This window comes from Geodermatophilus sp. URMC 65, from assembly GCF_053502545.1.
In genome coordinates this window covers 251563-275094 of record NZ_CP199954.1, presented here as the reverse complement: position 1 = coordinate 275094, position 23532 = coordinate 251563, and the positions used below count along the sequence as shown (strand labels likewise).

At 73.8% G+C, this 23532-nt stretch carries 19 protein-coding genes; 15 read left to right on the top strand and 4 right to left on the bottom strand.

Annotated elements, in window-relative coordinates; genetic code table 11:
- Window positions 1-37: 37 nt before the first annotated feature.
- The 3 genes from ACWIX7_RS01265 to ACWIX7_RS01255 all read left to right on the top strand — a co-directional run bounded on the left by ACWIX7_RS01265 (window position 38) and on the right by ACWIX7_RS01255 (window position 2134).
- Window positions 38-337, top strand: coding sequence for a YggT family protein (locus ACWIX7_RS01265; RefSeq protein WP_091382909.1), 300 nt, complete (start codon window positions 38-40; stop codon window positions 335-337).
- Window positions 338-440: 103 nt separating this feature from the next.
- The gene (gene wag31 / locus ACWIX7_RS01260) at window positions 441-1169 is read left to right on the top strand and encodes a DivIVA-like cell division protein Wag31 (RefSeq protein WP_448619816.1); all 729 of its coding nucleotides are present in this window, start codon (window positions 441-443) and stop codon (window positions 1167-1169) included.
- Window positions 1170-1330: 161 nt separating this feature from the next.
- The gene (locus ACWIX7_RS01255; RefSeq protein WP_448619815.1) at window positions 1331-2134 is read left to right on the top strand and encodes a hypothetical protein; all 804 of its coding nucleotides are present in this window, start codon (window positions 1331-1333) and stop codon (window positions 2132-2134) included.
- Between the two features lie 126 nt (window positions 2135-2260).
- Here the strand turns inward: ACWIX7_RS01255 and ileS are convergent, their stop codons facing one another.
- The gene (ileS, locus tag ACWIX7_RS01250) at window positions 2261-5461 is read right to left on the bottom strand and encodes an isoleucine--tRNA ligase (protein WP_448619814.1); all 3201 of its coding nucleotides are present in this window, start codon (window positions 5459-5461) and stop codon (window positions 2261-2263) included.
- Between the two features lie 117 nt (window positions 5462-5578).
- Between ileS and ACWIX7_RS01245 the strand changes: the two genes are divergently transcribed.
- Entirely contained in the window at window positions 5579-7090 is a 1512-nt protein-coding gene (locus ACWIX7_RS01245) for a potassium/proton antiporter (RefSeq protein WP_448619813.1), read from the top strand.
- A 77-nt stretch (window positions 7091-7167) separates the two neighbouring features.
- On the opposite strand, the gene mqo is transcribed toward ACWIX7_RS01245, so the two are convergent.
- Window positions 7168-8661 carry a malate dehydrogenase (quinone) gene (gene mqo / locus ACWIX7_RS01240; protein ID WP_448619812.1) on the bottom strand — a complete coding sequence of 498 codons (1494 nt, stop codon included), beginning with the start codon at window positions 8659-8661 and terminating at the stop codon, window positions 7168-7170.
- Window positions 8662-8833: 172 nt separating this feature from the next.
- Between mqo and lspA the strand changes: the two genes are divergently transcribed.
- From lspA to ACWIX7_RS01210, 6 genes are all read left to right on the top strand, one after another.
- Window positions 8834-9496, top strand: coding sequence for a signal peptidase II (gene lspA / locus ACWIX7_RS01235; protein ID WP_448619811.1), 663 nt, complete (start codon window positions 8834-8836; stop codon window positions 9494-9496).
- 285 nt (window positions 9497-9781) lie between these two features.
- Window positions 9782-10729 (top strand): RluA family pseudouridine synthase, encoded by a 948-nt coding sequence (locus tag ACWIX7_RS01230; protein ID WP_448619810.1) that lies wholly within the window; start codon window positions 9782-9784, stop codon window positions 10727-10729.
- Window positions 10730-10747: 18 nt separating this feature from the next.
- Window positions 10748-11542, top strand: a complete 795-nt coding sequence (locus tag ACWIX7_RS01225; protein ID WP_448619809.1) for a CPBP family intramembrane glutamic endopeptidase — start codon at window positions 10748-10750, stop codon at window positions 11540-11542.
- On the top strand, window positions 11539-11973 hold the full coding sequence (locus ACWIX7_RS01220; protein WP_448619808.1) for a GNAT family N-acetyltransferase: 435 nt from the start codon (window positions 11539-11541) through the stop codon (window positions 11971-11973). The genes ACWIX7_RS01225 and ACWIX7_RS01220 overlap by 4 nt, the downstream gene beginning before the upstream one ends.
- Window positions 11974-12258: 285 nt before the next feature.
- Window positions 12259-15837 (top strand): DNA polymerase III subunit alpha, encoded by a 3579-nt coding sequence (gene dnaE, locus ACWIX7_RS01215; RefSeq protein ID WP_448619807.1) that lies wholly within the window; start codon window positions 12259-12261, stop codon window positions 15835-15837.
- A 217-nt stretch (window positions 15838-16054) separates the two neighbouring features.
- A complete protein-coding gene (locus tag ACWIX7_RS01210) occupies window positions 16055-16714 on the top strand; it encodes a hypothetical protein (protein WP_448619806.1) in 660 nt (219 codons plus the stop codon).
- 161 nt (window positions 16715-16875) lie between these two features.
- Here ACWIX7_RS01210 and ACWIX7_RS01205 read toward each other — a convergent pair whose 3' ends face one another.
- A complete protein-coding gene (locus tag ACWIX7_RS01205) occupies window positions 16876-17673 on the bottom strand; it encodes an LON peptidase substrate-binding domain-containing protein (protein WP_448619805.1) in 798 nt (265 codons plus the stop codon).
- 109 nt (window positions 17674-17782) lie between these two features.
- Between ACWIX7_RS01205 and hisD the strand changes: the two genes are divergently transcribed.
- The 4 genes from hisD to ACWIX7_RS01185 all read left to right on the top strand — a co-directional run bounded on the left by hisD (window position 17783) and on the right by ACWIX7_RS01185 (window position 21069).
- On the top strand, window positions 17783-19087 hold the full coding sequence (gene hisD, locus ACWIX7_RS01200) for a histidinol dehydrogenase (protein WP_448619804.1): 1305 nt from the start codon (window positions 17783-17785) through the stop codon (window positions 19085-19087).
- Window positions 19084-20217, top strand: a complete 1134-nt coding sequence (locus ACWIX7_RS01195; protein ID WP_448619803.1) for a histidinol-phosphate transaminase — start codon at window positions 19084-19086, stop codon at window positions 20215-20217. Before hisD ends, ACWIX7_RS01195 begins: the two co-directional genes overlap by 4 nt.
- Window positions 20218-20290: 73 nt before the next feature.
- The gene (gene hisB, locus ACWIX7_RS01190) at window positions 20291-20887 is read left to right on the top strand and encodes an imidazoleglycerol-phosphate dehydratase HisB (protein ID WP_448619802.1); all 597 of its coding nucleotides are present in this window, start codon (window positions 20291-20293) and stop codon (window positions 20885-20887) included.
- A gap of 5 nt (window positions 20888-20892) precedes the next feature.
- Entirely contained in the window at window positions 20893-21069 is a 177-nt protein-coding gene (locus ACWIX7_RS01185; RefSeq protein ID WP_448619801.1) for a hypothetical protein, read from the top strand.
- A gap of 300 nt (window positions 21070-21369) precedes the next feature.
- Here the strand turns inward: ACWIX7_RS01185 and ACWIX7_RS01180 are convergent, their stop codons facing one another.
- Window positions 21370-22596, bottom strand: a complete 1227-nt coding sequence (locus tag ACWIX7_RS01180) for a DUF222 domain-containing protein (RefSeq protein ID WP_448619800.1) — start codon at window positions 22594-22596, stop codon at window positions 21370-21372.
- A 296-nt stretch (window positions 22597-22892) separates the two neighbouring features.
- On the opposite strand from ACWIX7_RS01180, the gene hisH reads away from it, so the two are divergent.
- Entirely contained in the window at window positions 22893-23531 is a 639-nt protein-coding gene (hisH, locus tag ACWIX7_RS01175) for an imidazole glycerol phosphate synthase subunit HisH (protein ID WP_448619799.1), read from the top strand.
- Window position 23532 lies beyond the last annotated feature (1 nt).

Genomic DNA, 23532 nt, shown 5'->3' with positions numbered 1-23532 from the left:
ACCGGCACCCCTGGGTGCCCTTGGACGAGCGAGGACCGTGGCTCTCTTCTGGAACATCCTCTCGTCGGTCCTGCTCGTCTTCCTCGTGCTGCTCTTCGCACGGTTCGTCGTCGACTGGGTGATGGTGCTCGCGCGCAGCTGGCGTCCGTCCGGGCTGGTGGCGGCGGGTCTCGAGGTCGTCTACGCGACCACCGACCCACCGCTCAAGGCGATCAGGAAGGTGATCCCGCCCCTCAACCTGGGCTCGATCCGCCTGGACCTCGCGTTTATGGTGCTCCTGATCGCCGTGTACATCCTGCGTGGCATCGTGGACAGCCTCGCGCTCGCCGCCGCGTGACCGCTGCCCCTGATCGGGGCGGTGGCCCCGGAGGCCGGTGGGAGCCGTCCGCCGCTCGTCCGACGTCGTCCCTGTCCCCGTTGTCCGACCCGAGGTGAAGTCGATGCCACTCACGCCTGCCGACGTGCACAACGTCGTCTTCAAGAAGCCCCCCATCGGCAAGCGGGGCTACGACGAGGACGAGGTGGACGCCTTCCTCGACGTCGTGGAGGCCGAGCTGGCGCGGCTGATCGAGGAGAACAACGAGCTGCGCTCGGGCTCCGCGACCGGGCGCACCCCGCGCGCCGTCGAGGCGCCCGAGCCGCCGGCCCCGGCGCCCGCCGCCGCGCCGCCGCCCCCGCCGGCGCCGGTCCGCGAGGACGACAGCGCCCGCGCGTCCCGCATGCTGGCCCTCGCCACCGAGACCGCCGACAAGTACGTCAACGAGGCCAAGGCCCAGGCCGACCAGATGGTGGTCTCGGCCAGGACCAACAGCGAGCGCATGGTCAGCGACGCGCGGGCCAAGAGCGAGCAGATGGTCAGCGAGGCCAAGATGCGCGCCGACTCGATGGTCAACGACGCCCGCACCCGCGCCGACACGATGGAGCGCGAGGCCCGTGCCAAGGCCGCCGCGCTCGATGCGGACGCCGAGCGCCGGCACAACGAGGTCATGGGGTCGCTGGAGGAGAAGCGCAGCACCCTGGAGCGCAAGATCGAGGAGCTGCGCACCTTCGAGCGCGAGTACCGCACCCGGCTGCGCTCCTACCTCGAGTCGCACCTGCGCGACCTCGACAGCCGCGCTTCCGCGGAGCCGGCGTCCAGCAGCCGGCAGAACCAGCACGCCAGCGCCTGAGAAAGGACCACCCTCCTCCCCGCGCCTCGCAGGCTCGGCGCAGGCCCCTGGAGGGCGGCCGTTCCAACAGCTCACGACGGGCCCCCGGACGCCGTCCGGGGGCCCTGTCTCATCCCGGGCCGTGGCGGGCCCGCGGCTGTGATCCCGGCTACAGTCGGCGCGTGATCTTGGCTGCGGGTCTGCTGGTCCTCCTGGGCCTGGGCCTGTTCGTCGGCGGCATCCTCACCGGTACGACGGCGCTCTACTGGGCCTGCGTGGCGGCGTGCGGGCTCGCCGCCGTCCTGCTGGTCGTGGCGCGGGTGCGCATGGCACGCGAGGCCGCCGAGTTCGACCGCCGCGTGTCGCAGGCCCCTGGGCGCGCGGGCGCGGCCGGTTCCCGGGCACCCGAGGCGCGCCACACGGCGCGGCAGCCGGCGGTGCCGGCCGAGGAGCGCGCCCCGACCGTCGAGCCGGTGGAGCGGACGCCGGAGCCCCCGCGCCGGCCGGCCGGCGCGACGGCGGTCCGGGTGCCGGAGCCCGATCGTGCACCCGAGCCGGAGCCCGCGCCCGAGTCGGGGCCGCTCGGCGACGAGCCACCTGCCGAGGAACTGCCGGTGCAGCCGGCGTCCGCGCTCCCGGCGGCACCCGCCGGCAACGGCCGCCCCGCGGACGACGCGCCGGCGCGTCGCGGCGCCCACGAGCCGCGTGAGGCTCCTCCGGACCCGGCGACGGGGGAGCCGGGGGAGGAGGACGTCCAGGTCACCGACCTGCTGCTCGTGGTGGACATCGCCGACGAGGTCCTGGTGGTCGACGAGCACCCGCGCTACCACCTGCCCGGCTGCCCCTTCCTCGAGGGCCGCGAGGGGATCGGCCTGCCCATGGTCGAGGCGCGCACCGACGGCTTCACACCCTGCGCCACCTGCCGCCCGGTGCGGCACCTGGCCGACACCGAGCGCTCCCGCCGGCGGGCCGCCCGCGACAACTGAGGAAGGACCCGCTGCTACCCACCCCCTCCGCTCGCGGCGGGACCCTGCAGGGGGCCGTTCCAGTAGGTCACCAGGGTCGCGGCGAGCCTGCGGACGGGGCCGATCCGGAGGGGTCCGTCGCTGCGCTCAGGCGCCCGCCCGGGCCACCCAGAACCGCGAGCCGGCCGGTCCCTCGACGCCCTCGCCGTCCCCGGGCTGCTGCGCGTGCACGCGGACGGCGAGCACCTCGTCGGCCACCTGCGCACCGTGCTCGGTGAGCGCCTGCGCCATGGGGTGGGCGGGGGAGTCCCCAGCCGTCCACCACAGCTCGATGCGGTCGCTGACGGCCAGCCCGCCGCTCTTGCGGGCCTCCTGCACCAGCCGCACGGCCTCGCGGACCAGACCGGCCCGCTCCAGCTCCGGCGTCAGCTCCAGGTCCAGCGCGACGGTCAGCCCGCCGCCGCTGGCCACGGTCCAGCCCTCGCGCGGCGTCTCGGTGACGACCAGGTCGCCGTCCTGCAGCGGCACGGCCGCCCCGTCGACCTCGACCGACGCCGTCCCGGCGCGGTAGGCGGCCACCAGGGCCGGTGCGTCGGCGGCGGCGACCGCCTTGGCCACCGCCTGAACCTGCTTGCCCAGCCGACGGCCGACCGCGCGGAAGTCGACCTTGACGCTCACGTCGACCAGGTCGCCGCCGACCGCGGACAGGTCCATCAGCTCGGTCACGTTCAGCTCGTCGGCGACCTCGGCCACCAGGTCCCGCGGCAGCTCCGCCCAGCCCGGCGCCGCGACGACGGCGCGGGCCAGCGGCTGGCGGGTGCGCACCTTGGCCGAGGTGCGCGCCGAGCGGCCCAGCTCGACCAGCCGGCGCACCAGCGCGACCTGCTCGACAAGCGCGGCGTCCCGGGCGTCCTCGTCCACCTGCGGCCAGGAGGCCAGGTGCACGCTGTCGACCGGGTCCGTCAGCCCCGGAGCCACCGCCCGGGACCACACCTCCTCGGTGACGAACGGCGTGAACGGCGCCATCAGGCGGGTCAGCACGTCGAGCACCTCGTGCAGCGTGGCCAGCGCCGCGGGGTCGCCGTCCCAGAACCGCCGCCGCGAGCGGCGCACGTACCAGTTGGACAGGTCGTCGACGAACTGCGCGATCAGCCGGCCGGCGCCCTGGGTGTCGAAGTCCTCGAGCGCGGCGGTGACGCCCCCGGTGACCTGCGCCAGGGTGGCCAGCGCCCAGCGGTCCAGCAGCGGCCGCTCGGCCCGCGCCGGGGCGGGGCCCGAGGCCGTGCCGTCGCCCCGCCCACCCACCGGGTCCCAGCCGTTGGTCTCCGCGTAGAGCGTGAAGAAGCTGGCGGTGTTCCAGTAGGTGAGCAGCACCTTGCGGACCACCTCGGCCAGCGTCTCGTGCCCGACCCGGCGCGCCGACCACGGCGAGCCGCCGGCCAGCATGAACCAGCGGACGGCGTCGGCGCCGTGCCGATCCATCAGCGGGATGGGCTCGAGGATGTTGCCCAGGTGCTTGCTCATCTTCCTGCCGTCCTCGGCCAGGATGTGGCCCAGGCACAGCACGTTCTCGTACGAGTTGTCGCCGAACACCAGCGTGCCGACGGCCATCAACGAGTAGAACCAGCCGCGGGTCTGGTCGATCGCCTCGCAGATGAACTGCGCGGGGTAGGCGGCCTCGAACTCCGCCCGGTTGCGGTACGGCGCACCCCACTGGGCGAAGGGCATCGAGCCGGAGTCGTACCAGGCATCGATGACCTGCGGCACCCGCCGGTAGGTGCCCTCCTCACCGGGCAGCGTGAAGGTCACCTCGTCGATGAACGGCCGGTGCGGGTCGAGGTCGGACAGGTCGCGGCCGGTGAGCTCGGAGAGCTCGGCCAGCGACCCGACGACCACCATGCGGCCCGGGTCGGCGTCGTTGCGCCAGATCGGCAGCGGCGTGCCCCAGAACCGGTCGCGCGACAGCGCCCAGTCGACGTTGTTGCGCAGCCAGTCGCCGTAGCGGCCCCACTGGATGTGCTCGGGGTGCCAGTGCGTCTTCTCGTTCTGGGCGAGCAGCTGGTCCTTGATCGCGGAGGTGCGGATGTACCAGGACGGCTGCGCGTAGTACATGAGCGGCGTGTGGCACCGCCAGCAGTGCGGGTAGCTGTGCTCGTAGCGCTGCTCGCGCCACAGCACGCCGCGCGCGGCCAGGTCGGCCACCAGCGTGTCGTCGGCCGCCTTGAAGAACCGGCCGCCCACCAGCGGGACGTCGCGCAGGAAGTGCCCGGCGGAGTCGATCGGGTTCACGACCGGCAGTCCGTACGCCCGGCAGACCGCGAGGTCGTCGGCGCCGAACGCGGGGGACTGGTGGACCAGCCCCGTGCCGTCGTCGGTGGTCACGTAGTCGGCCAGGACGACGAAGTGGGTGTCCTCCCCCTCGGGGAAGTCGACCAGCTCGAACGGCCGCCGGTAGTGCACCCGCTCCCAGTCCCGGCCGGTCGTGCGGGCCAGCACCTCCACGTCGTCGAGGTCACCGAAGACGGCGCCCAACAGCGGCTCGGCGACGACGAGGGTGTCGGGGTGGGGGTCCTTGGTGCTTCGCGCGACGACGTAGGTGACGTCCGGGTGGACGGCGACCGCGGTGTTGGACGGCAGGGTCCACGGCGTCGTCGTCCAGATCAGCAGATCGGCTCTCCCCGCCCACTCGCCGCTGGTGACCGGCAGCCGGACGTAGACCGACGGGTCGGTGATCGACTCGTAGCCCTGAGCCACCTCGTGGTCGGACAGGCCGGTGCCGCAGCGCGGGCAGTAGGGCGCGACCCGGTGGTCCTCGACCAGCAGGCCCTTGTCGAAGACCTGCTTGAGCGACCACCAGACGCTCTCGATGTAGGCGGGGTCCATCGTCCAGTAGGCCGTGGACAGGTCGACCCAGTAGCCCATCCGGCGGGTCAGGTCGGAGAAGTCGCTGACGTGCCGCTCCACCGACTCGCGGCAGCGGGCGTTGAACTCGGCGATGCCGTACCGCTCGATGTCGGGCTTCCCGGCGAAGCCGAGCTCCTGCTCGACGGCGATCTCCACCGGCAGGCCGTGGCAGTCCCAGCCGGCGCGGCGGGGCACGTGCCAGCCCTGCATCGTCTTGAAGCGGGGGAACACGTCCTTGAACGCCCGCGCCTCGATGTGGTGCGTGCCCGGGCGGCCGTTCGCGGTGGGCGGACCCTCGTAGAAGTTCCACTGCGGCCGGCCGGCCGAGGCATCCAGCGAGCGGGCGAAGACCTTGTCGGCCTCCCAGCGACCCAGGATCTCCTGCTCCAGGGCGGGCAGGTCGACCTGAGGGGGCAGCGCGCGGAAGGGGCCGGGTGAGCTCACGCCGCGATTCTCCCACCCCGCGCGACCCGGTTCCCGCGGCCGCCGTCCGGGCGCCGGGTCGCAGGGCGGCACTGGCCTCGGGGTACGGGAGACTGCGGAGGTGGACAGGGGCACGCGGTGAACTCGACGGTCACCGTCGCGCTCGCCGCGGGCGCGGTCGTCGTCCTCGTGGCTGCCGTGGCGCTCCGCCTGGCGGACCGGCTGGGGCTGCCCAGCCTGCTGCTCTACCTGGCCCTCGGAGTGGCCATCGGTGAGAGCGGCCTCGGCGTCCAGTTCGAGGACTACCGCCTCACCCACACGCTGGCGTACGCCGCCCTCGTCATCATCCTGGCGGAGGGCGGTCTCACGACGAGGTGGGGCGACGTCCGTCGGGCGATCGGACCCGGGGTCGCGCTGTCCACGGTCGGCGTCGCGGTCAGCGTGGTGGTGACCGCGGCCGTCGGCGTCCTGGTCCTCGGCTACGACTGGGGCTTCGCCCTCCTGCTGGCCGCGGTCATCAGCTCCACCGACGCCGCCGCCGTCTTCGCGACCCTGCGGCGGCTGCCCCTCCCGCGGCGGCTGGCCGCCTCCCTGGAGGCCGAGAGCGGCCTCAACGACGCTCCGGTCATCCTGCTCGTGACCGTGCTGGCCGAGTCGCTCACCGGGAGGACCACGCAGCCGTGGTGGGTCATCGGCCTGGAGGTGGCTGCCGAGCTCGCCGGAGGCGCCGTCATCGGGATCGGGATCGGCTTCGGGGGCGCCGCGCTGCTGCGCCGGGTGGCGCTCCCCGTGGCCGGCTTCTACCCCCTGGCGACGTTGGCGCTCTGCGTGCTCGCGTACTCGTCGGCGTCGCTCGCGCACACGTCCGGCTTCGTCGCGGTCTACCTCTGCGGACTGGTACTGGGCAACGCCGCGCTGCCACACCGGGCGGCGAGCATCGGGTTCGCCGAGGGCATGGCCTCGCTGGCGCAGATCGGCCTGTTCGTCCTGCTGGGTCTCCTCGTGTCCCCGGGCCGGCTGTCCGACGCCGTGGGGCCGGCGCTCGTGGTGGGTGGCGCGCTGCTGCTGCTGGCCCGGCCGCTGTCGGTGGTGGCCAGCCTGGTGTGGTTCCGGTTCCCGTGGGCGCAGCAGGTGTTCATCTCCTGGGCCGGCCTGCGTGGGGCGGTACCGATCGTCGCGGCCATCATCCCGCTGACCGCGCAGGTCCCCGGGGCGAGGACCGTCTTCGACACGGTCTTCGTGCTGGTCGTCGTCTTCACGATCGTCCAGGGCTGGTCGCTGCCGTGGCTCGCGCGGCGCCTGCGGATCGCCACCCCCGTCACGCCCCGCGACGTGCAGGTCGAGGCGGCACCGCTGGAGGAGCTGGACGCGGAACTGATGCAGCTGACCGTGCCGGAGGGCTCGCGGCTGCACGGCGTCTACCTGCCGGAGCTGCGACTGCCGGAGGACGCGGCGGTGGTGCTCATCGTGCGCGACGGCCGGTCGTTCGTGCCCGGCCCGACGACCCGGCTCATGCGCGGCGACCAGGCCCTGCTGGTGTCCACGCGGCGCTCGCGGGCGGAGGCCGAGCGGCGGCTGCGCGCGGTCAGCCGGGCCGGCCGGCTGGCCACCTGGCGCGGCGAGAGCGGCGCCGCCTCCGGAGCTGATTGAGGAGGACCCCGTCCCACTGGCCTCCCTGCAGGGTCCCGCCCCGAGCCTGCGAGGGGTGGGGGCAGGAGGGCCCTCCTTCAGCCGTTGAGCTCCAGGGTCTGCATCGTCTCGGCGCGGACCTCGGCCAGCAGCGCCGGGTCCTCGTTGAGCCGGCGGCCGTAGGAGGGGATCGCCTCCTGCAGTTTCGGGCGCCAGGCGGCGATCCGGTCGGGGAAGCAGCGCTCCAGCACGGTGAGCATCGCCGAGACGGCGGTCGAGGCACCGGGGGAGGCGCCGAGCAGACCGGCGATCGTCCCCCCGCCGCCGACGACGAGCTCGGTGCCGAACTGCAGGACGCCGCGGCCGGTCGCCGGGTCGCGCTTGATGACCTGCACCCGCTGGCCGGCGGTGATCATCTCCCAGTCCTCCTGCTGGGCCAGCGGCACGAACGCGGTGAGCGTCTCGTGCCGGGCGCTGCGGGACTGGAGCAGCTCCCCGATCAGGTAGCGGGTCAGTGCCAGCTCGGTGCGGGCGACGCCCAGCATCGAGCTCAGGTTGTTCGGCTTGACGCTCAGCGGCAGGTCGAACATCGAACCGGCCTTGAGGAACTTCGGGGAGAAGCCGGCGTAGGGCCCGAACAGCAGCGAGTGGTCGCCGTCGATGAGGCGCAGGTCCAGGTGCGGCACCGACATGGGCGGGGCGCCGACGGCGGCCTGGCCGTAGGCCTTCGCCTGGTGCGCCGCGACCAGCTCGGGGGAGCGGGTGCGCAGGAACATGCCGCTGACCGGGAACCCGCCGAAGCCGCGGATCTCGGGGATGGCGGCCTTCTGCAGCAGCGGCAGCGCGCCGCCACCGGCCCCGACGAACAGGAACCGGGTGCGGACGGTGCGCTCCTCACCGCTGACGGTGTCGCGCACGGTCACGGTCCACCGGCCGTCGTCGCGCCGCTCGACGTCGGTGACCCGCTGGTCGACGTGCACGTGCACGCCGCGCTCCTCGGCGGCGCCGAACAGCAGCTGGGTCAGCGACCCGAAGTCGACGTCGGTGCCCGCGGCCGAGCGGGTCGCGGCGACCACCTGGTCGGCGGGGCGCCCGGCCATCATCAGCGGCAGCCACTCGGCCATGACGCCGGGGTCGTCGGTGTACTCGAGGCCCTCGAACACCGGCTGCGCGGACATCGCCCCGTGGCGCGTGCGCATGTAGGCGCGGCCGGCCTCGCCGGTCACGAAGCTGACGTGCGGGACGGGGGTGATGAACTCCTTGGGCGAGCCGGTCAGCCCCGAGCGGACCAGGTGCGACCAGAACTGCCGCGAGACCTGGAACTGCTCGTTGATCGTCACGGCCTTGGTGACGTCGACCGAGCCGTCCCTGCCGGCGGGCGTGTAGTTGAGCTCGCACAGCGCCGCGTGTCCGGTGCCCGCGTTGTTCCAGGGGCCGGAGCTCTCGCCGGCGACCGCCGGTCCGGACTCGAAGACGGTGATGCTCCAGTCCGGGGCGACGATGCCGAGCAGCGACGCGAGGGTCGCGCTCATGACGCCGCCGCCCACGAGCACTACGTCGGGGTCGGTGGCCGGGGCGAGATCGGTGGACACGGGGACCTTCCCTGCTCGGGGGAACTGGTGCTCTCCCAACATCGGCCAGCTCGCTGCCCAACGTGTCACTCCGCGTGGTGAGATGTGTCGCACAGCGTCATGAGATGCATCACACCGCCTCCGGGTTGCGGCCCGGCGCGGTGCGCGGCAGGGCGGCGCGACCCCCGCGGCTATGGTCGGTCGGGACGGCGCCCACCGGCCGCGCCGGCCCCACCAGGCCATCGACCGAGGAGCCCTCCTGTCCGATCCGAGCGACCCCCGGGACGGCGCCGTCGCGGCGACCGGCACCCCCGGTCGGCGTCCCCGCACCCGGCTGCTGCTCCTGCTCGCGCTGGCGGTGCTGGCCCTGGACCTGGTCACCAAGCTGCTCGTCGTCGCCACGATCGAGCGCGGGGCCGACATCCGGCTGCTGGGCGGGGCGCTGTACCTGACGCACACCCGCAACACCGGCGCTGCGTTCTCCTTCGCCGAGGGCTTCACCATCGTCTTCACGCTCATCGCGGTCGCCGTCGCGGTGGTCATCGTGCGCACGGCGCGCCGGCTGTTCTCCACCGGCTGGGCCGTGGCGCTGGGCCTGGTGCTGGGCGGGGCGGTCGGCAACCTCGTCGACCGCGTCTTCCGCGAGCCGGGCTTCCTGCGCGGCGGGGTCGTCGACTTCATCTCGGTGTTCGCGCCCGACGGCGAGGTCTACCCGGTGTTCAACGTCGCCGACTCCGCGATCGTCTGCGGGGGTGTGCTGGGAGTGGTCCTCGCGCTGCGCGGCATCGAGTTCGACGGCACCCGCAGCAGCGGCCGGGGTGCCGGCGCCGGCGACGACGCCGCGGCGCGCGACTGACAGAGGACCCTGCCCCCCACCGTTGGAGGACCCCGTCCTCCTCACCGCTCGCAGGCTCGCGGCGAGCCTCTGGACGGGGCCGCGGCGGGACCCTGCAGGGGGCCGTTCCAGTACGTCACCAGGCTCAGCGCGGGTCCCTGGAGGGTGGCCGGTCCAGCACGTCACCAGGCTCAGGGCGGGACCGGGGACGGGTCCGCCCCGGGAGGGTCAGCACGCGGATCCACATGCCTCTAGTGCCCCGGGTGTTGGCGGTGCGGCGCCGGTCCTGTCGCTGCGACGGTCAGAATGGACCCCGTGACGAACCCCGCGGGCCAGCACCGAGCGCTCCCGGTGCCCGACGGGCTCGAGGGCCAGCGCGTCGACCAGGCGCTGTCCCGGCTGTTCGGCCTCTCCCGCGGTGCGGCCGCCGACCTCGCCGACGCGGGCGCGGTCGTCCTCGACGGGCGGGTCCGCGACAAGGGCGACCGGGTCAGCGGCGGCAGCTGGCTGGAGGTCGAGCTGCCCCCGCCGCCGGGCGAGCCGGCCCCGCCGGAGCCGGTCGCCGGGCTGACCGTCGTCCACGACGACGACGACATCGTGGTGGTCGACAAGCCCGTCGGCGTCGCCGCGCACCCCAGTCCCGGCTGGGAGGGACCCACCGTCGTCGGCGGGCTGGCCGCTGCCGGGTACCGCATCTCCACCTCGGGTGCGGCGGAGCGGCAGGGCGTCGTCCACCGGCTCGACGCCGGGACGACGGGGCTGATGGTCGTGGCCAAGAGCGAGCGGGCCTACACCGCGCTCAAGGCCGCGTTCAAGCAGCGCACCGTCGAGAAGGGCTACGCCGCCCTCGTCCAGGGCCACCCGGACCCCTCGCGCGGCACCATCGACGCCCCGATCGACCGGCACCCCCGGCACGACTGGAGGTTCGCCGTCGTCCAGGGGGGTCGCCCGTCGGTGACCCACTACGAGGTGGTCGAGGCCTTCCCGGCCGCCAGCCTGGTCGACATCCGGCTGGAGACCGGCCGCACCCACCAGATCCGGGTGCACTTCGCGGCGCTGCGCCACCCCTGCGTCGGCGACACGATGTACGGCGCCGACCCGACGCTGGCCGCCCGGCTGGGCGTCTCCCGGCAGTGGCTGCACGCCGCCCGGCTGGGCATCCCGCACCCGGCCGACGGCCACTGGATGGAGTTCACCAGCCCCTTCCCGCCCGACCTGGCCGGCGCGCTCGAGGTCCTGCGCGCCGAGTCCTGACCCCGTGCGAGCTCGACCATGAGCACGGTCGGGCTGCCCGGCTCGCTGGCCGACTGGGGCCCGGCCGCGCTGTCCGCGGTCGCCGTCGCCGGCTACCTGGTGGTCGGGGAGCCGTTCGTCGGCCACGTGCTGCACCGCCGCTTCGAGGGCCGGCTGCGCACCGACGACGGCGCCCGGCGGTCCTTCTACGGCCGGCTGCTGGTGCTCGAGTGGGGGCTGGCGGCGCTCGTCCTCGTCGTGTGGCTGTCCGCGCCCGGGGTGGACGCCGCGGCCGTGGGCCTGCGCTGGCCGCGGTCGTGGCCGGGGCCCGTCGCCGTCGCCGCCACCGTGCTGGTCCTCGGCTTCGTCGTCGTCTCCACGCGGGCGCTGCGCTCCGGCGGGCTGGCGCGGGCGGCGGCGGAGCCCCGCCGGCCGGGGCAGGGCCGGCACGCCGAGCCCGCCGTCCACGCCACCCTGGCGCTGCTGCCCCGGACGACGGCGGAGCGGCGGCTGTTCACGCTGGTCGGGGTCACCGCCGGCGTCTGCGAGGAGTGGCTCTACCGCGGGTTCCTGCTGGCCGTGGTGGCCGCGGTCGGCGGCGGTCTGCCGACGCCGACGCTGGTCGCGATCGGCGCGCTGGCCTTCGGACTGGCGCACGCCTACCAGGGGGTGGCGGGCATCGTGACCACCGGCGTCCTGGGCGGGGTCATGGCCGGCCTCTACCTGGGCACCGGGTCGCTGCTGCTGCCCGTCGTCCTGCACGCGCTGATCGACCTGCGCTTCCTGCTGGTGCCCACGTCCGCGCTGCCCGACGTCGTCCGGCGGCCGACGTGAGCCGCCGTGCGAGCGTCCGGCGGGCCACGGCCGCGGACTGGCCGCAGGTGGCCGCCCTGCGCACCCGCGTCTTCGTCGAGGAGCAGGGCGTGCCCGCCGAGATCGAGCAGGACGCGCACGACGCCACCGCGGTGCACGCCCTCGCCGAGGACGACGAGGGGCGCGTGGTGGCCACCGGGCGGCTGCTGGTCCGCGACGGGCGCGCGGTGATCGGCCGGATGGCGGTCGACGCCGCGGCCCGCGGGCGCGGGTACGGCGCCGCCGTCCTCGCCAAGCTGCACCGGCAGGCCGTCGCGCTGGGCCTGACGGAGGTGGAGCTGCACGCCCAGCTGCCGGCCCGGCGCTTCTACGAGCGGGCCGGCTACACCCCCGTCGGGGGCGTCTACGAGGAGGCGGGCATCGCCCACGTCACCATGCGCCGGCCGCTGTGAGCGGCCCCCTGCAGGGGCCCGCCGCGGCCCCGTCCCGAGGCTCGCCGCGAGCCTGCGAGCGGTGAGGAGGACGGGGTCCTCCAACGATGGGGGCAGGGGTCCTCCCGCGGTCCGCCTGTGGCGAGACACCTTCCTGTCGGTCCCCCGGAGTAGACCTCCGTGGTGCGAGGATCGGGTCACCCCCCGGCCCGCACCCGGACCACAGCACCGCCGGTCTTCCCCGCCGGTCGCCCGCCGGATCCCCGACGGCCGGGCACGCACGACCCGTGAGGAGCACCAACGCCCGTGAGCACAGATCACCCCCGGACCGCGGAGTCCTCCTCGTTCGTGCACCTCCACGTACACACCGAGTACTCGATGCTCGACGGCGCGGCGAAGCTCCCGGAGGTCACCAGGGCCGCGGCCGAGCAGGGGATGCCCGCGCTGGCGATGACCGACCACGGCAACGTCTTCGGCGCGTACGACTTCTACAAGCAGGCCAAGGCCGCCGGCGTGAAGCCGATCATCGGCATGGAGGGCTACTACACGCCCGGCTCGCGCTTCGACCGCGCGCCGTTCGACTTCGGCGACAACCTCATCGACGAGGACGGCGAGGGCGGCTCCTCGCGCGGCAAGGCCGCCTACACGCACATGACGCTGCTGGCGCGCACCACCGAGGGGATGCACAACCTCTTCCGCATCTCCTCGATGGCCAGCCTCGAGGGGCAGTACCGCAAGCCGCGCTTCGACCGCGACCTGCTCGAGCGGTACGGCAAGGGCCTCATCGCCACCACCGGCTGCCCGTCGGGCGAGGTGAACATGTGGCTGCGCGCCGGCAAGTACGACCGCGCCCGCCAGGCCGCCGCCGACTTCCAGGACATCTTCGGCAGGGAGAACTTCTACGCCGAGCTGATGGACCACGGGCTGGCCATCGAGAAGAAGACCCGCCCGCAGCTGATGCAGATCGCCGGAGAGCTGGGCATCCCGCTGCTGGCGACCAACGACCTGCACTACACGCACAAGGAGGACGCCGAGGCCCACGACGCCCTGCTGTGCATCCAGACCGGGTCGCGGCTCAACGAGACCAACCGCTTCAAGTTCAACGGCGACGGCTACTACCTGAAGAGCGCCGCGGAGATGCGTGCGCTGTTCACCGGAGAGCTCGCCTCCGCCTGCGACAACACGCTGCTGGTCGCCGAGCAGTGCGAGGTCAGCTTCACCGAGGGCGCGGACCTGATGCCCCGGTTCCCGCTGCCCCCGGGGGAGGACGAGACCTCCTGGTTCGTCAAGGAGGTCGAGCGCGGGCTGCACAAGCGCTGGCCGAACGGCGTCCCCGACCACGTGCGCAAGCAGGCCGACTACGAGGTCGGGATCATCACCCAGATGGGCTTTCCGGGGTACTTCCTCGTGGTCGCCGACTTCATCAACTGGGCCAAGGACAACGGCATCCGCGTCGGCCCGGGCCGCGGCTCGGCCGCCGGCTCGCTGGCCGCCTACGCCATGGGCATCACCGACCTCGACCCGCTGGCGCACGGGCTGATCTTCGAGCGGTTCCTCAACCCCGAGCGCGTCTCCATGCCCGACGTCGACATCGACTTCGACGACCGCCGGCGCGGCGAGGTCATCCAGTACGTCTCGCAGAAGTACGGCGAGGAGCGGGTCAGCCAGATCGTCACCTACGGCACCATCAAGGCCAAGGCCGCGATCAAGGACGCCGCCCGCGTGCTCGACCGGCCCTACTCGGTCGGCGACGAGCTGACCAAGCTGATGCCGCCGGCCGTCATGGGCAAGGACATCCCGCTGTCGGGGATCTTCGACCCGGCCCACCCGCGCTACAAGGAGGCCGCGGAGTTCCGCGCCCGCTACGAGTCCGACCCCGGTGCGGCCGAGGTCGTCGACCAGGCGCGCAAGCTCGAGGGGCTGAAGCGCCAGTGGGGCGTGCACGCCGCCGGCGTCATCATCGGCCGGTACCCGCTGATCGACAGCATCCCGATCATGCGGCGCGAGGCCGACGGGGCGGTCATCACGCAGTTCGACTACCCGACCTGCGAGACGCTCGGCCTGCTGAAGATGGACTTCCTGGGCCTGCGCAACCTCACGGTCATCGACGACGCGCTGCGCAACATCGTCGCCAACGGCAAGGAGCCGATCGACCTCGACGAGATCAGCAAGGACCTCACCGACCCGGCCACCTACGCGCTGCTGGCCCGCGGTGACACGCTCGGCGTCTTCCAGTTCGACGGCGGGCCGATGCGCTCGCTGCTGCGCCTCATGCGGCCGGACAACTTCGAGGACATCTCCGCCGTCGGCGCCCTCTACCGGCCCGGCCCGATGGGTGCGAACTCGCACACCAACTACGCGCTGCGCAAGAACGGCCAGCAGGAGATCACGCCGATCCACCCCGAGCTGGCCGAGCCGCTGGAGGACATCCTCGGCACGACCTACGGCCTGATCGTCTACCAGGAGCAGGTCATGGCGATCGCGCAGAAGGTCGCCGGGTACTCCCTCGGCAAGGCCGACCTGCTGCGCCGCGCGATGGGCAAGAAGAAGAAGTCGGTCCTCGACGCGGAGTTCGTCGGCTTCGAGGCCGGCATGAAGGAGCGCGGCTACTCCGACGCGGCGATCAAGACGCTGTGGGACATCCTGGTCCCGTTCGCCGACTACGCGTTCAACAAGGCCCACTCGGCCGCCTACGGCCTGGTGTCCTACTGGACCGCCTACCTGAAGGCCAACTACCCGGCCGAGTACATGGCCGGGTTGCTGACCAGCGTCGGCGACGACAAGGACCGCCGGCCGATCTACCTGGCCGAGTGCCGGCGGATGGGCATCAAGGTGCTCCCGCCGGACGTCAACGAGTCGTCCTGGGACTTCACCGCCGTCGGCACCGACATCCGCTTCGGTCTGGCCTCGGTGCGCAACGTCGGGCACAACGTCGTCGACTCGATCCGTCGTGCCCGCGAGGAGAAGGGCGCCTTCAAGGACTTCGCGGACTTCATGCGCAAGATCGACACGGTCGCCTGCAACAAGAAGGTCATCGAGTCACTGGCCAAGGCCGGGGCGTTCGACTCCCTGGGCCACTCCCGGCAGGGCATCGTCGCCGTCCACGCCCAGGCCGTCGACTCCGCGATGGCGCTCAAGCGCAAAGAGGCCGAGGGGCAGTTCGACCTGTTCGGCAGCTTCGGCGGGGACTCAGGGGAGGACGACCCGTTCAGCGGGGCGCTGGACATCACGATCCCCACGGCGGACTGGTCGAAGTCCGAGCGGCTGGTCTTCGAGCGCGACATGCTCGGCCTCTACGTCTCCGACCACCCGCTGCACGGCGTGGAGCACGTGCTCGCGGCCAACGCGGACACGCCGATCGCCGAGATCAACGCCGGCGGCGTCGAGGACGGCGCCAACGTCACCATCGCCGGCATCCTCACCTCGGTCGCCCCGCGCACCAACAAGCAAGGCGCGCCGTGGGCCATCGCGACCCTGGAGGACCTCGAGTCCGGCATCGAGGTGCTGTTCTTCCCGAAGACGTGGGCGGAGGTCTCGGAGAAGGTCGTCCGCGACCAGATCGTCGTGGTCAAGGGCCGGATCAGCCGCCGCGACGACCAGCCCTCGCTGTTCGGCTCCGAGGTGACCATCCCCGAGCTCACCGAGGGCGCGCGCGGCCCGGTGCTGGTCTCGATGGCCGCGGCCCGCTGCACCCCGCCGGTCGTCGAGCGGCTGCGTGAGGTGCTGGGCAGCCACCCGGGCACGACCGAGGTCCACCTCAAGCTGCTCAACGGCGGCCGGGAGACCGTGCTGCGGCTCGACCAGGGCCTGCGGGTGCGGCCCAGCACGGCGCTGATGGGCGACATCAAGGCGCTGCTGGGCCCCACCAGCGTCGCCCTGCTCTGAACGGACGGGATCCCTGGCAGGACCCCGTCGTCCCCATGCCTCGCGAGCTCGGGGGGCGGGACCCCGGACGGAGCCGCGGCGAGCCTCCGGACGGGCCTCCCAGGACGGGGACGCGGCGAGGCTCTGGACGGGGCCGGCCCGGGACGGAGGGCGGCGCGCTGAGCGGGCGCCCGGCCGCCGGGATGAGACGGCCGGCCCGGCGGGGTTGACTGGGGTCGTGGACAGCACCTCCCCAGCCGCTCCCGCCGGGCCGCCGCCGGTCCCCCCTGCCCGCTGGGGAGCCGGTGCCCGGTGGCCCGGCCGGGCCGAGCTGCGCGCCGACCTGCGCGGTTCAGTGGTACTGGTCGGCGTGCTGGTGTTGGCGGGGGTGGCTGCCGGGCTGCTGTGGTGGGCGCTGGCGCCGCGGGCGACCTTCGAGGTCACCGCAGACGGCCTGGTCCCCGTCGGGCACCCGTCGGCCGAGCTGCCCTTCGCCGACGACGGCGTCCTCACCCTCGTGCTGGCCGGCATCGGGCTGGTGGCCGGGCTGGTCGCCTGGCGCCTGCGCCGCCGGCGCGGGGTCGCCACCGTGCTCGCCCTCGCCGTCGGCACGGTGCTGGCGTCGCTCGCCGCCTGGCAGCTCGGCGAGCTGCTCGGCGCCGGCCCCTCGCCGGCCGAGCTCGCCGCCGTGGGCACCCGCGTGATCACGCCGCTGCGGCTCGGCTCGCCCGCGGCGCTGGCGGTGGCGCCGTTCCTCGCCGTCCTGGGCTACGTGGTCTCCACGCTGCTCACCGCGTCCGAGGACCTGGACCGGCTCGATCCGGTCCCGGTCGCCCCGCACGCCGGCCGCCCGCTGCCCGAGGCCACGGCCGCCGAGGACGCCCTCCGGTCCTGGTGACACCCGGACGCCACGCCTCTGGCCCCTCCGGCCCCGCTCCTGACCGGGCCCGTCCAGAGGCTCGCCGCGAGCCCGCGAGTGGTCGGACGGCCTCGCCCAGGGCACCGTCCTGAGCCCGCGAAGGGCGGGGAGGACGGGGCTGTTTCGAGGGTCCCTCTCCTTCAGTTGACGCTGCTCGGGCCGGTGAAGCGCTGCAGCGGCGCGGGCACCGCGCCGATCGTCTCCAGCAGGGTCAGCTCGCGGCGCAGCAGCCGCGACTCGGTCTGCAACCGCCGGCGGGTTGCGGACTCGGCCAGCAGCTCCTGCCGGTCCTCGGTGGTCAGCAGCGCCGCCGAGGCCACCAGGTAGGACAGCGCCCGCGGTTCGCCGGAGACGGCCTCGAGCAGTTCGGAGGTGTCGGCCTCCTCACCGTCGACGTCCCCGGTCAGGGTGGCCACGGCGGTCACGTAACGGCCGAACAGGTCGCCCACCCCGCGCACCAGCACCTCCATCGAGCCGCGCGCCACCTCCGACACCAGCTCCTCGTGCTGCGGGTCGGTCGGCCACCCGCGGGGCGAGGTCAGGCCCTCGTGGTCCCCGGCGGCCTCCTCAGCGGCCTCCTCCTCGGCCAGCCACTCGACCTCGGCCTGCAGGTAGGGCGGCTCCTCGCCGATGACGAGGTCCAGCAGCCGGAAGCGGTCGCCGCCGACCGTGATGATGCGGAAGCCGCCGTCCGGCTGGGGCCGCACGGTCTGCAGCCGCGCGGTGCAGCCGACGTCGTAGAGGGCCTCGGCCGGGGCGACGTCCTCGACCTCCCAGCCCTGCCGGATGGCCACCACGCCGAAGCAGCGGGTGCTGCCCTCCGGACGCTCCAGCAGGTCGCGCACCAGCCGCCGGTAACGCGGCTCGAAGACCTGCAGCGGCAGGACCACCCCGGGGAACAGCGGCGTCCCCAGCGGGAAGAGCGGGATGACGTCCACGGCAGGCGAGCCTACGGGTGGCCGCGCTCCCCGGACCGGACAGCACGCCGGGGCGCCCACCGCCGGCGGCTACCCTGGGGTGTTCCGTCCCCGCCCCGGAGGTCCGCCCGTGCTCGCCCGCATCGACCTGCGTGGATCCGCCCTGCCGGGGGTGCGTGAGCTCGCCGGCCTGCTGCCCCGCGCCGCCACCGACATCGACTCGGTGCTGGCCACGGTCCGGCCGCTGTGCGAGGACGTGCGGGTGCGCGGCGCCCAGGCCGTCCGCGAGATCACCGCCCGGCTCGACGGCGTCGACCTCGAGGACTTCGCCGTCCCGCGGGAGGCGATCGACGCCGCGCTCGCCGGCATCGACCCGGCCGTCCGGGCCGCCCTCGAGGAGGCCATCGCCCGCGTCCGGACGGTGCACGCCGACCAGCGCCGTACCGACGTGACCACGGACGTCGTCCCCGGCGGCACGGTCACCGAGCGCTGGGTGCCGGTGCGCCGCGTCGGCCTCTACGTGCCCGGCGGGCTGGCGCCGCTGCTGTCCAGCGTCGTGATGAACGTCGTCCCCGCGCAGATCGCCGGCGTGGAGTCGATCGCGGTCGCCTCCCCGCCGCAGCGCGACCACGGCGGCCTGCCCGACCCCGGCGTGCTGGCCGCGTGCGCGCTGCTGGGCGTCACCGAGGTCTACGCCGTCGGCGGGGCGCAGGCGATCGCCGTCTTCGGCTACGGCGCCGGCTCCTGCGAGCCGGTCGACATGGTCACCGGGCCCGGCAACGTCTACGTGACGGCGGCCAAGCGGCTGCTGCGCGGGCTCATCGGCATCGACTCCGAGGCCGGCCCGACCGAGGTGGCGATCCTCGCCGACGACACAGCCGACCCGGTGCACGTCGCGGCCGACCTGATCAGCCAGGCGGAGCACGACCCGCTGGCCGGCGCGGTGCTGGTCACCGACAGCGAGGCGCTCGCCGAGGCCGTCCTCGACCTGGTGCCCGGGCAGGTCGCCTCGACCAAGCACTCCGACCGGATCACCACCGCGCTGCAGGGCAGCCAGTCCGGCATCGTGCTGGTGGACGACGTCGACGCCGGTGTGCGCGTGGTCGACGCCTACGCCGCCGAGCACCTGGAGATCCAGACCCGGGACGCGCGCGAGGTGGCGATGCGGGTGCGCAACGCCGGGGCGGTGTTCATCGGCGCCTGGTCGCCGGTCTCGCTGGGCGACTACATCGCCGGCTCCAACCACGTGCTGCCCACCGGCGGGTGCGCGCGGCACTCCAGCGGCCTGTCGGTGCAGTCGTTCCTGCGCGGCATCCACGTGGTCGAGTACGACGAGCGGGCCCTCACCGACGTCGCCGGACACATCGACGCCCTGGCCGGCGCCGAGGACCTGCCCGCGCACGCCGCCGCCGTGCGGGCCCGGCAGCGCTCGTGAGCGACCTCGACGAGCTCCCGCTGCGGCCGGAGCTGCGTGGCCGCACGCCCTACGGCGCCCCGCAGCTGCAGGTCAAGCACCGGCTCAACACCAACGAGAACCCGCACCCGCTGCCGCCGGAGCTGCTGGCCGACCTGGGCGAGGCGCTGGGGCACGCGGCGCTGGAGCTCAACCGCTACCCCGACCGCGACGCGCTCGAGTTGCGCCGTGACCTGGCCGCCTACCTGAGCCGCACCAGCGGGGAGACGGTCGAGCCGGCCCAGGTCTGGGCGGCCAACGGCTCCAACGAGGTGCTGCAGCAGGTGCTGCAGGCCTTCGGTGGGGCAGGGCGGACGGCGCTGGGCTTCACGCCGTCCTACTCGATGCACCCGATAATCGCGGCCGGCACCGGCACCGCCTGGGTCGACGGGCACCGCCGGGAGGACTTCAGCATCGACGCCGCGCAGGCCGCCGCGCAGGTGCGCGAGGTCCGCCCCGACGTCGTCTTCGTGACCAGCCCGAACAACCCGACCGGCACCGCGGTCGCGCTCGAGACGATCGCGGCGATCTACGACGCCACGTCCTACGGCCACGGGCGGGCCGGCGTGGTCGTGGTCGACGAGGCCTACACCGAGTTCGCCCGCACCGGCACCCGGTCGGCGCTCACCCTGCTCCCCGGCCGGCCGAGGCTCCTGGTGAGCCGCACGATGAGCAAGGCGTTCGGCATGGCGGGCCTGCGCCTGGGTTACCTGGCCGCCGACCCCGCCGTCGTCGACGCGCTGCAGCTGGTCCGGCTGCCCTACCACCTGTCGTCGCTGACCCAGGCGGCCGCGCGGACCGCGCTGGCGCACACCGACGCGCTGCTGGCGACCGTCGACGCGGTCCGGGCCGAGCGGGACCGGATCGTCGCCGCGCTGCCGGGCCTGGGGCTGACGAGCGTCCCGAGCGACGCCAACTTCGTCCTCTTCGGGCAGTTCGCCGACGCGCCCGCCGTGTGGCGCGCGCTGCTGGAGCACGACGTCCTCGTGCGCGACGTCGGCCTGCCCGGCTGGCTGCGGGTGACGGCCGGGACCACCGAGGAGACCGACGCCTTCCTCACCGCGCTGGGTGAGGTGGTCGCCGAACAGCACCTGGGAGACTCGTCTCCGTGAGCGAGCTTGCGAGCTCACGCGTGGACACCGCGAGCCGGCGAACGCCGCCGACGAGCGCCAGCGAGGAGGAGAAGTGAGCCGCACCGCACGCGTCGAGCGCGAGACCAGCGAGACCAAGCTCGTCGTCGAGCTGGACCTCGACGGCACCGGCACCAGCTCGATCAGCACCGGGGTCGGGTTCTACGACCACATGCTGACCTCGCTGTCCAAGCACAGCGGCATCGACCTCACGGTGCGGGCCGACGGCGACCTGCACATCGACGCCCACCACACCGTGGAGGACGTCGCCATCGCCCTCGGTCAGGCGTTCGCGGAGGCCTTGGGGGACAAGAAGGGCATCACCCGCTACGGCGACGCCACGATCCCGATGGACGAGGTGCTCGCCCAGGCGGCCGTCGACCTCTCCGGCCGGCCGTACTTCGTGCACTCCGAGCCGGACAACATGACGCCGATGATCGGGCCGGACTACCCGACGTCGCTCACCAAGCACGTGCTCGAGTCCTTCGCCTTCAACGCGCGGATCAGCCTGCACGTGCGGGTGCTGTACGCCGGCCGCGACGCCCACCACATCGTCGAGGGCCAGTTCAAGGCGCTGGCTCGGGCGCTGCGGGCCGCGGTCGCCATCGACCCGCGGGTCCACGACGTCCCCTCCACCAAGGGCGCTCTGTAGCAGGGATGACCTTCGCGGTCCTGCTGATCGTCCTCGGCGGCTTCCTGCTCGGCGGTGCGTGGAGCATCTGGAAGGCCGACCACGACACCAAGGGGCGCACCGGCCCGCAGGTCGCCTTCGCCGTCGTGCTGTTGGTGGCCGCGGTGCTCGCCACGGCATCGGGCGTCCTCCGGCTGGTGTGAGCGCCGGCGGGCGGCTCCTCGACGTCGTCCTGGCCGACCCGACCGTGGTCGAGGTCCTCGAGCGGGCTGCGGCGCTGGCCGTGGGGACTGACGAAGGACCCTCGCCCCATCCCTCACATGCTCGGGCCCCGCGTGTACGCGCCGTACGGCTACGACGACCTGTTTGCGCTCGTCGTGCGTCCTCACCCACGGATCCCCGCGCCGATGACGATCCGTGCACACGAGCGGCCGGCAGTCGACCGATTGCCCGGAGGTGGCGTCGGTCGGCCACCGGCTGCGGCGGGTGGCGTCGGCCGGGTGTCAGGCGGCGGTGGCCAGCGGTGGTCCGGTGTGCTGGGGCCCGATCAGATCTCGGTGCCGTCGGGCCGCCAGGTGCGCCACCGGCCACTCGGTTGTCGTTCGACCCGGAAGCCGTGGTGCACACAAGGTGAGAGTGCCGCTCGCACAGCAGCGCGGCGTTGTCCAGATCGGTGGCGCCGCCGTGGATCCAGGCCAGCAGGTGGTGCACGTCGCACCACCACGTCGGCGCGCTACACCCGGCGAACACGCAGCCGCCGTCGCGGACCTCCGCGGCGCGCCGGACGTGCGGCGGGAACAGCCGCACGGTGCGGCCGTGGTCCAGCGGCACCCCGTCGGGGCCCATGACGATGCGGGTGACCTGTCCGTCGCAGGCCAGCCAGCGGGCGCGGGCGGCGGAGATCTGGGCGCCGAAGCCCATGTCGGCGGTCCCGCGGCCGACCGCGGGTCGGCCAGGTCTTCCAGGTCGATCTTGACGATGACCTGAGGCTTGTGCCCGCGCAGGATGGGCAGGCCGCCGGCGGTCAGGGCGTTGTCGCACAGCTGCACCAGCGCGTCGGCCTGCTGCTGGGCCCGGGTGCGCTCGTCGGCGGCGCCGCGGCCGGCCTGCACCAGCGACTCCAGCGCGGTCTGCAGCTTCTCCCCGCCCACGGCATCCAGGTCGAACCGGCCGGAGACCGACCCGTCGGCGTGCGTGGCGAGCACCAGCCGGCGGCCCTCGGTCGGATCGGGCTCCGGGCCGTGGGCATCCAGCCGGTCCAGGTAGTGGTGCACCGCCTTGGCCACGTCGGCACACGGAGCCGCCCTGGCCACGCCATTGAGCACGGTGTCCACCGCGCCCAGGTCCACGCCGTGCTCGGCGGCCAAGGCCAGGGCCTTCGGCTCGGCCACCTGCCCGATCAGCCCGGCCCGCTCACCGGTCACGTCACCCGCCGCGAACGCTTCCGCCATGACCGGCAGGTGCGCCAGGGCGCGGGCGGCGCGGACCACCCGCGCCGCCTCGGCGGTCGACAGGTGCCCGTGCCCGCGCAGCCAGGAGGCCATGGACTTCAGCCCGTCGACCTCCGCGGCCCCGGACACCTCGCACTCCCGCACGGTGCGCGCCACCTCGGCGGCCAGCCGGTTCTGCGCCACCAGCAGCGGACCCAACCGGTCCAGCAGGGCCGGGCCGCACAACGGCGCGAGGTCCTCCGCGCCCAGGGCGTCGAGTGCGGCGAGCAGCTCGTCCACGACACCTCCCACCGACTCGATCAGGTGTTCGAAGTCCAACCGAGCGCCAGCCCTCGATCAACGTGAAACCGCAGCTAGGAGCGTGTCCACAGATTCGCGACAGGCCTTGACGCTGGCTTCGACGTCGGCTCACGCGGGCGGCCCCTCATGTGAGCAGGACGACCAGACCGGTCGCGACGAGCGTGACGACGGCGAGGGCGAGCAGCATGCGGAGGGCCCGCGCCTGTGCGACGTCCGCCACCCCACCTGCGGGAATCCCGTCGGGCGCGGCACCGCTCCTACGTACCGTGGCATCCGTGAAGAAGGTCGTCGTCCTCGACTACGGCTCGGGCAACCTCCGCTCGGCCGAACGCGCGCTGACCCGGGTCGGTGCCGACGTCACGGTGACCGCGGACCCGCACGCGGCGCTGGAGGCCGACGGCCTCGTCGTCCCCGGGGTCGGCGCCTTCGCGGCGTGCATGGCGGGCCTCAAGGCCGTCGACGGGCCCCGGGTGATCGGCCGCCGCCTGGCCGGCGGGCGGCCGGTGCTGGGTGTGTGCGTGGGCATGCAGGTGCTCTTCGAGCGGGGGGTCGAGCACGGTCAGGACGCCGAGGGCTGCGGCGAGTGGCCCGGGGTGGTCGAGCAGTTGCAGGCGCCGGTGCTGCCGCACATGGGCTGGAACACCGTGCAGGCACCGGAGAAGACGGTGCTCTTCGACGGGCTCGAGGACCAGCGCTTCTACTTCGTGCACTCCTACGGCGTGCGCAACTTCCCGCTGGGCTCCGAGGGGGTGCCGTCCCCGCTGGCCGCTCCGCTGGTCACCTGGGCCGAGCACGGCGACCGGTTCGTCGCCGGGGTGGAGAACGGCGCGCTGTCGGCCACCCAGTTCCACCCGGAGAAGTCCGGGGACGCCGGCGCCCAGCTGCTCACCAACTGGCTGCAGACCCTGAGCTGAC

Bases quoted from the DNA above. Each gene is read 5' to 3' on its own strand.
- wag31 (WP_448619816.1), top strand. From the start codon at position 441: ATGCCACTCACGCCTGCCGACGTGCACAACGTCGTCTTCAAGAAGCCC.
- lspA (WP_448619811.1), top strand. From the start codon at position 8,834: ATGGTCGGTCGGGACGGCGCCCACCGGCCGCGCCGGCCCCACCAGGCC.
- ACWIX7_RS01230 (WP_448619810.1), top strand. From the start codon at position 9,782: ATGGACCCCGTGACGAACCCCGCGGGCCAGCACCGAGCGCTCCCGGTG.
- ACWIX7_RS01225 (WP_448619809.1), top strand. From the start codon at position 10,748: ATGAGCACGGTCGGGCTGCCCGGCTCGCTGGCCGACTGGGGCCCGGCC.
- ACWIX7_RS01185 (WP_448619801.1), top strand. From the start codon at position 20,893: ATGACCTTCGCGGTCCTGCTGATCGTCCTCGGCGGCTTCCTGCTCGGC.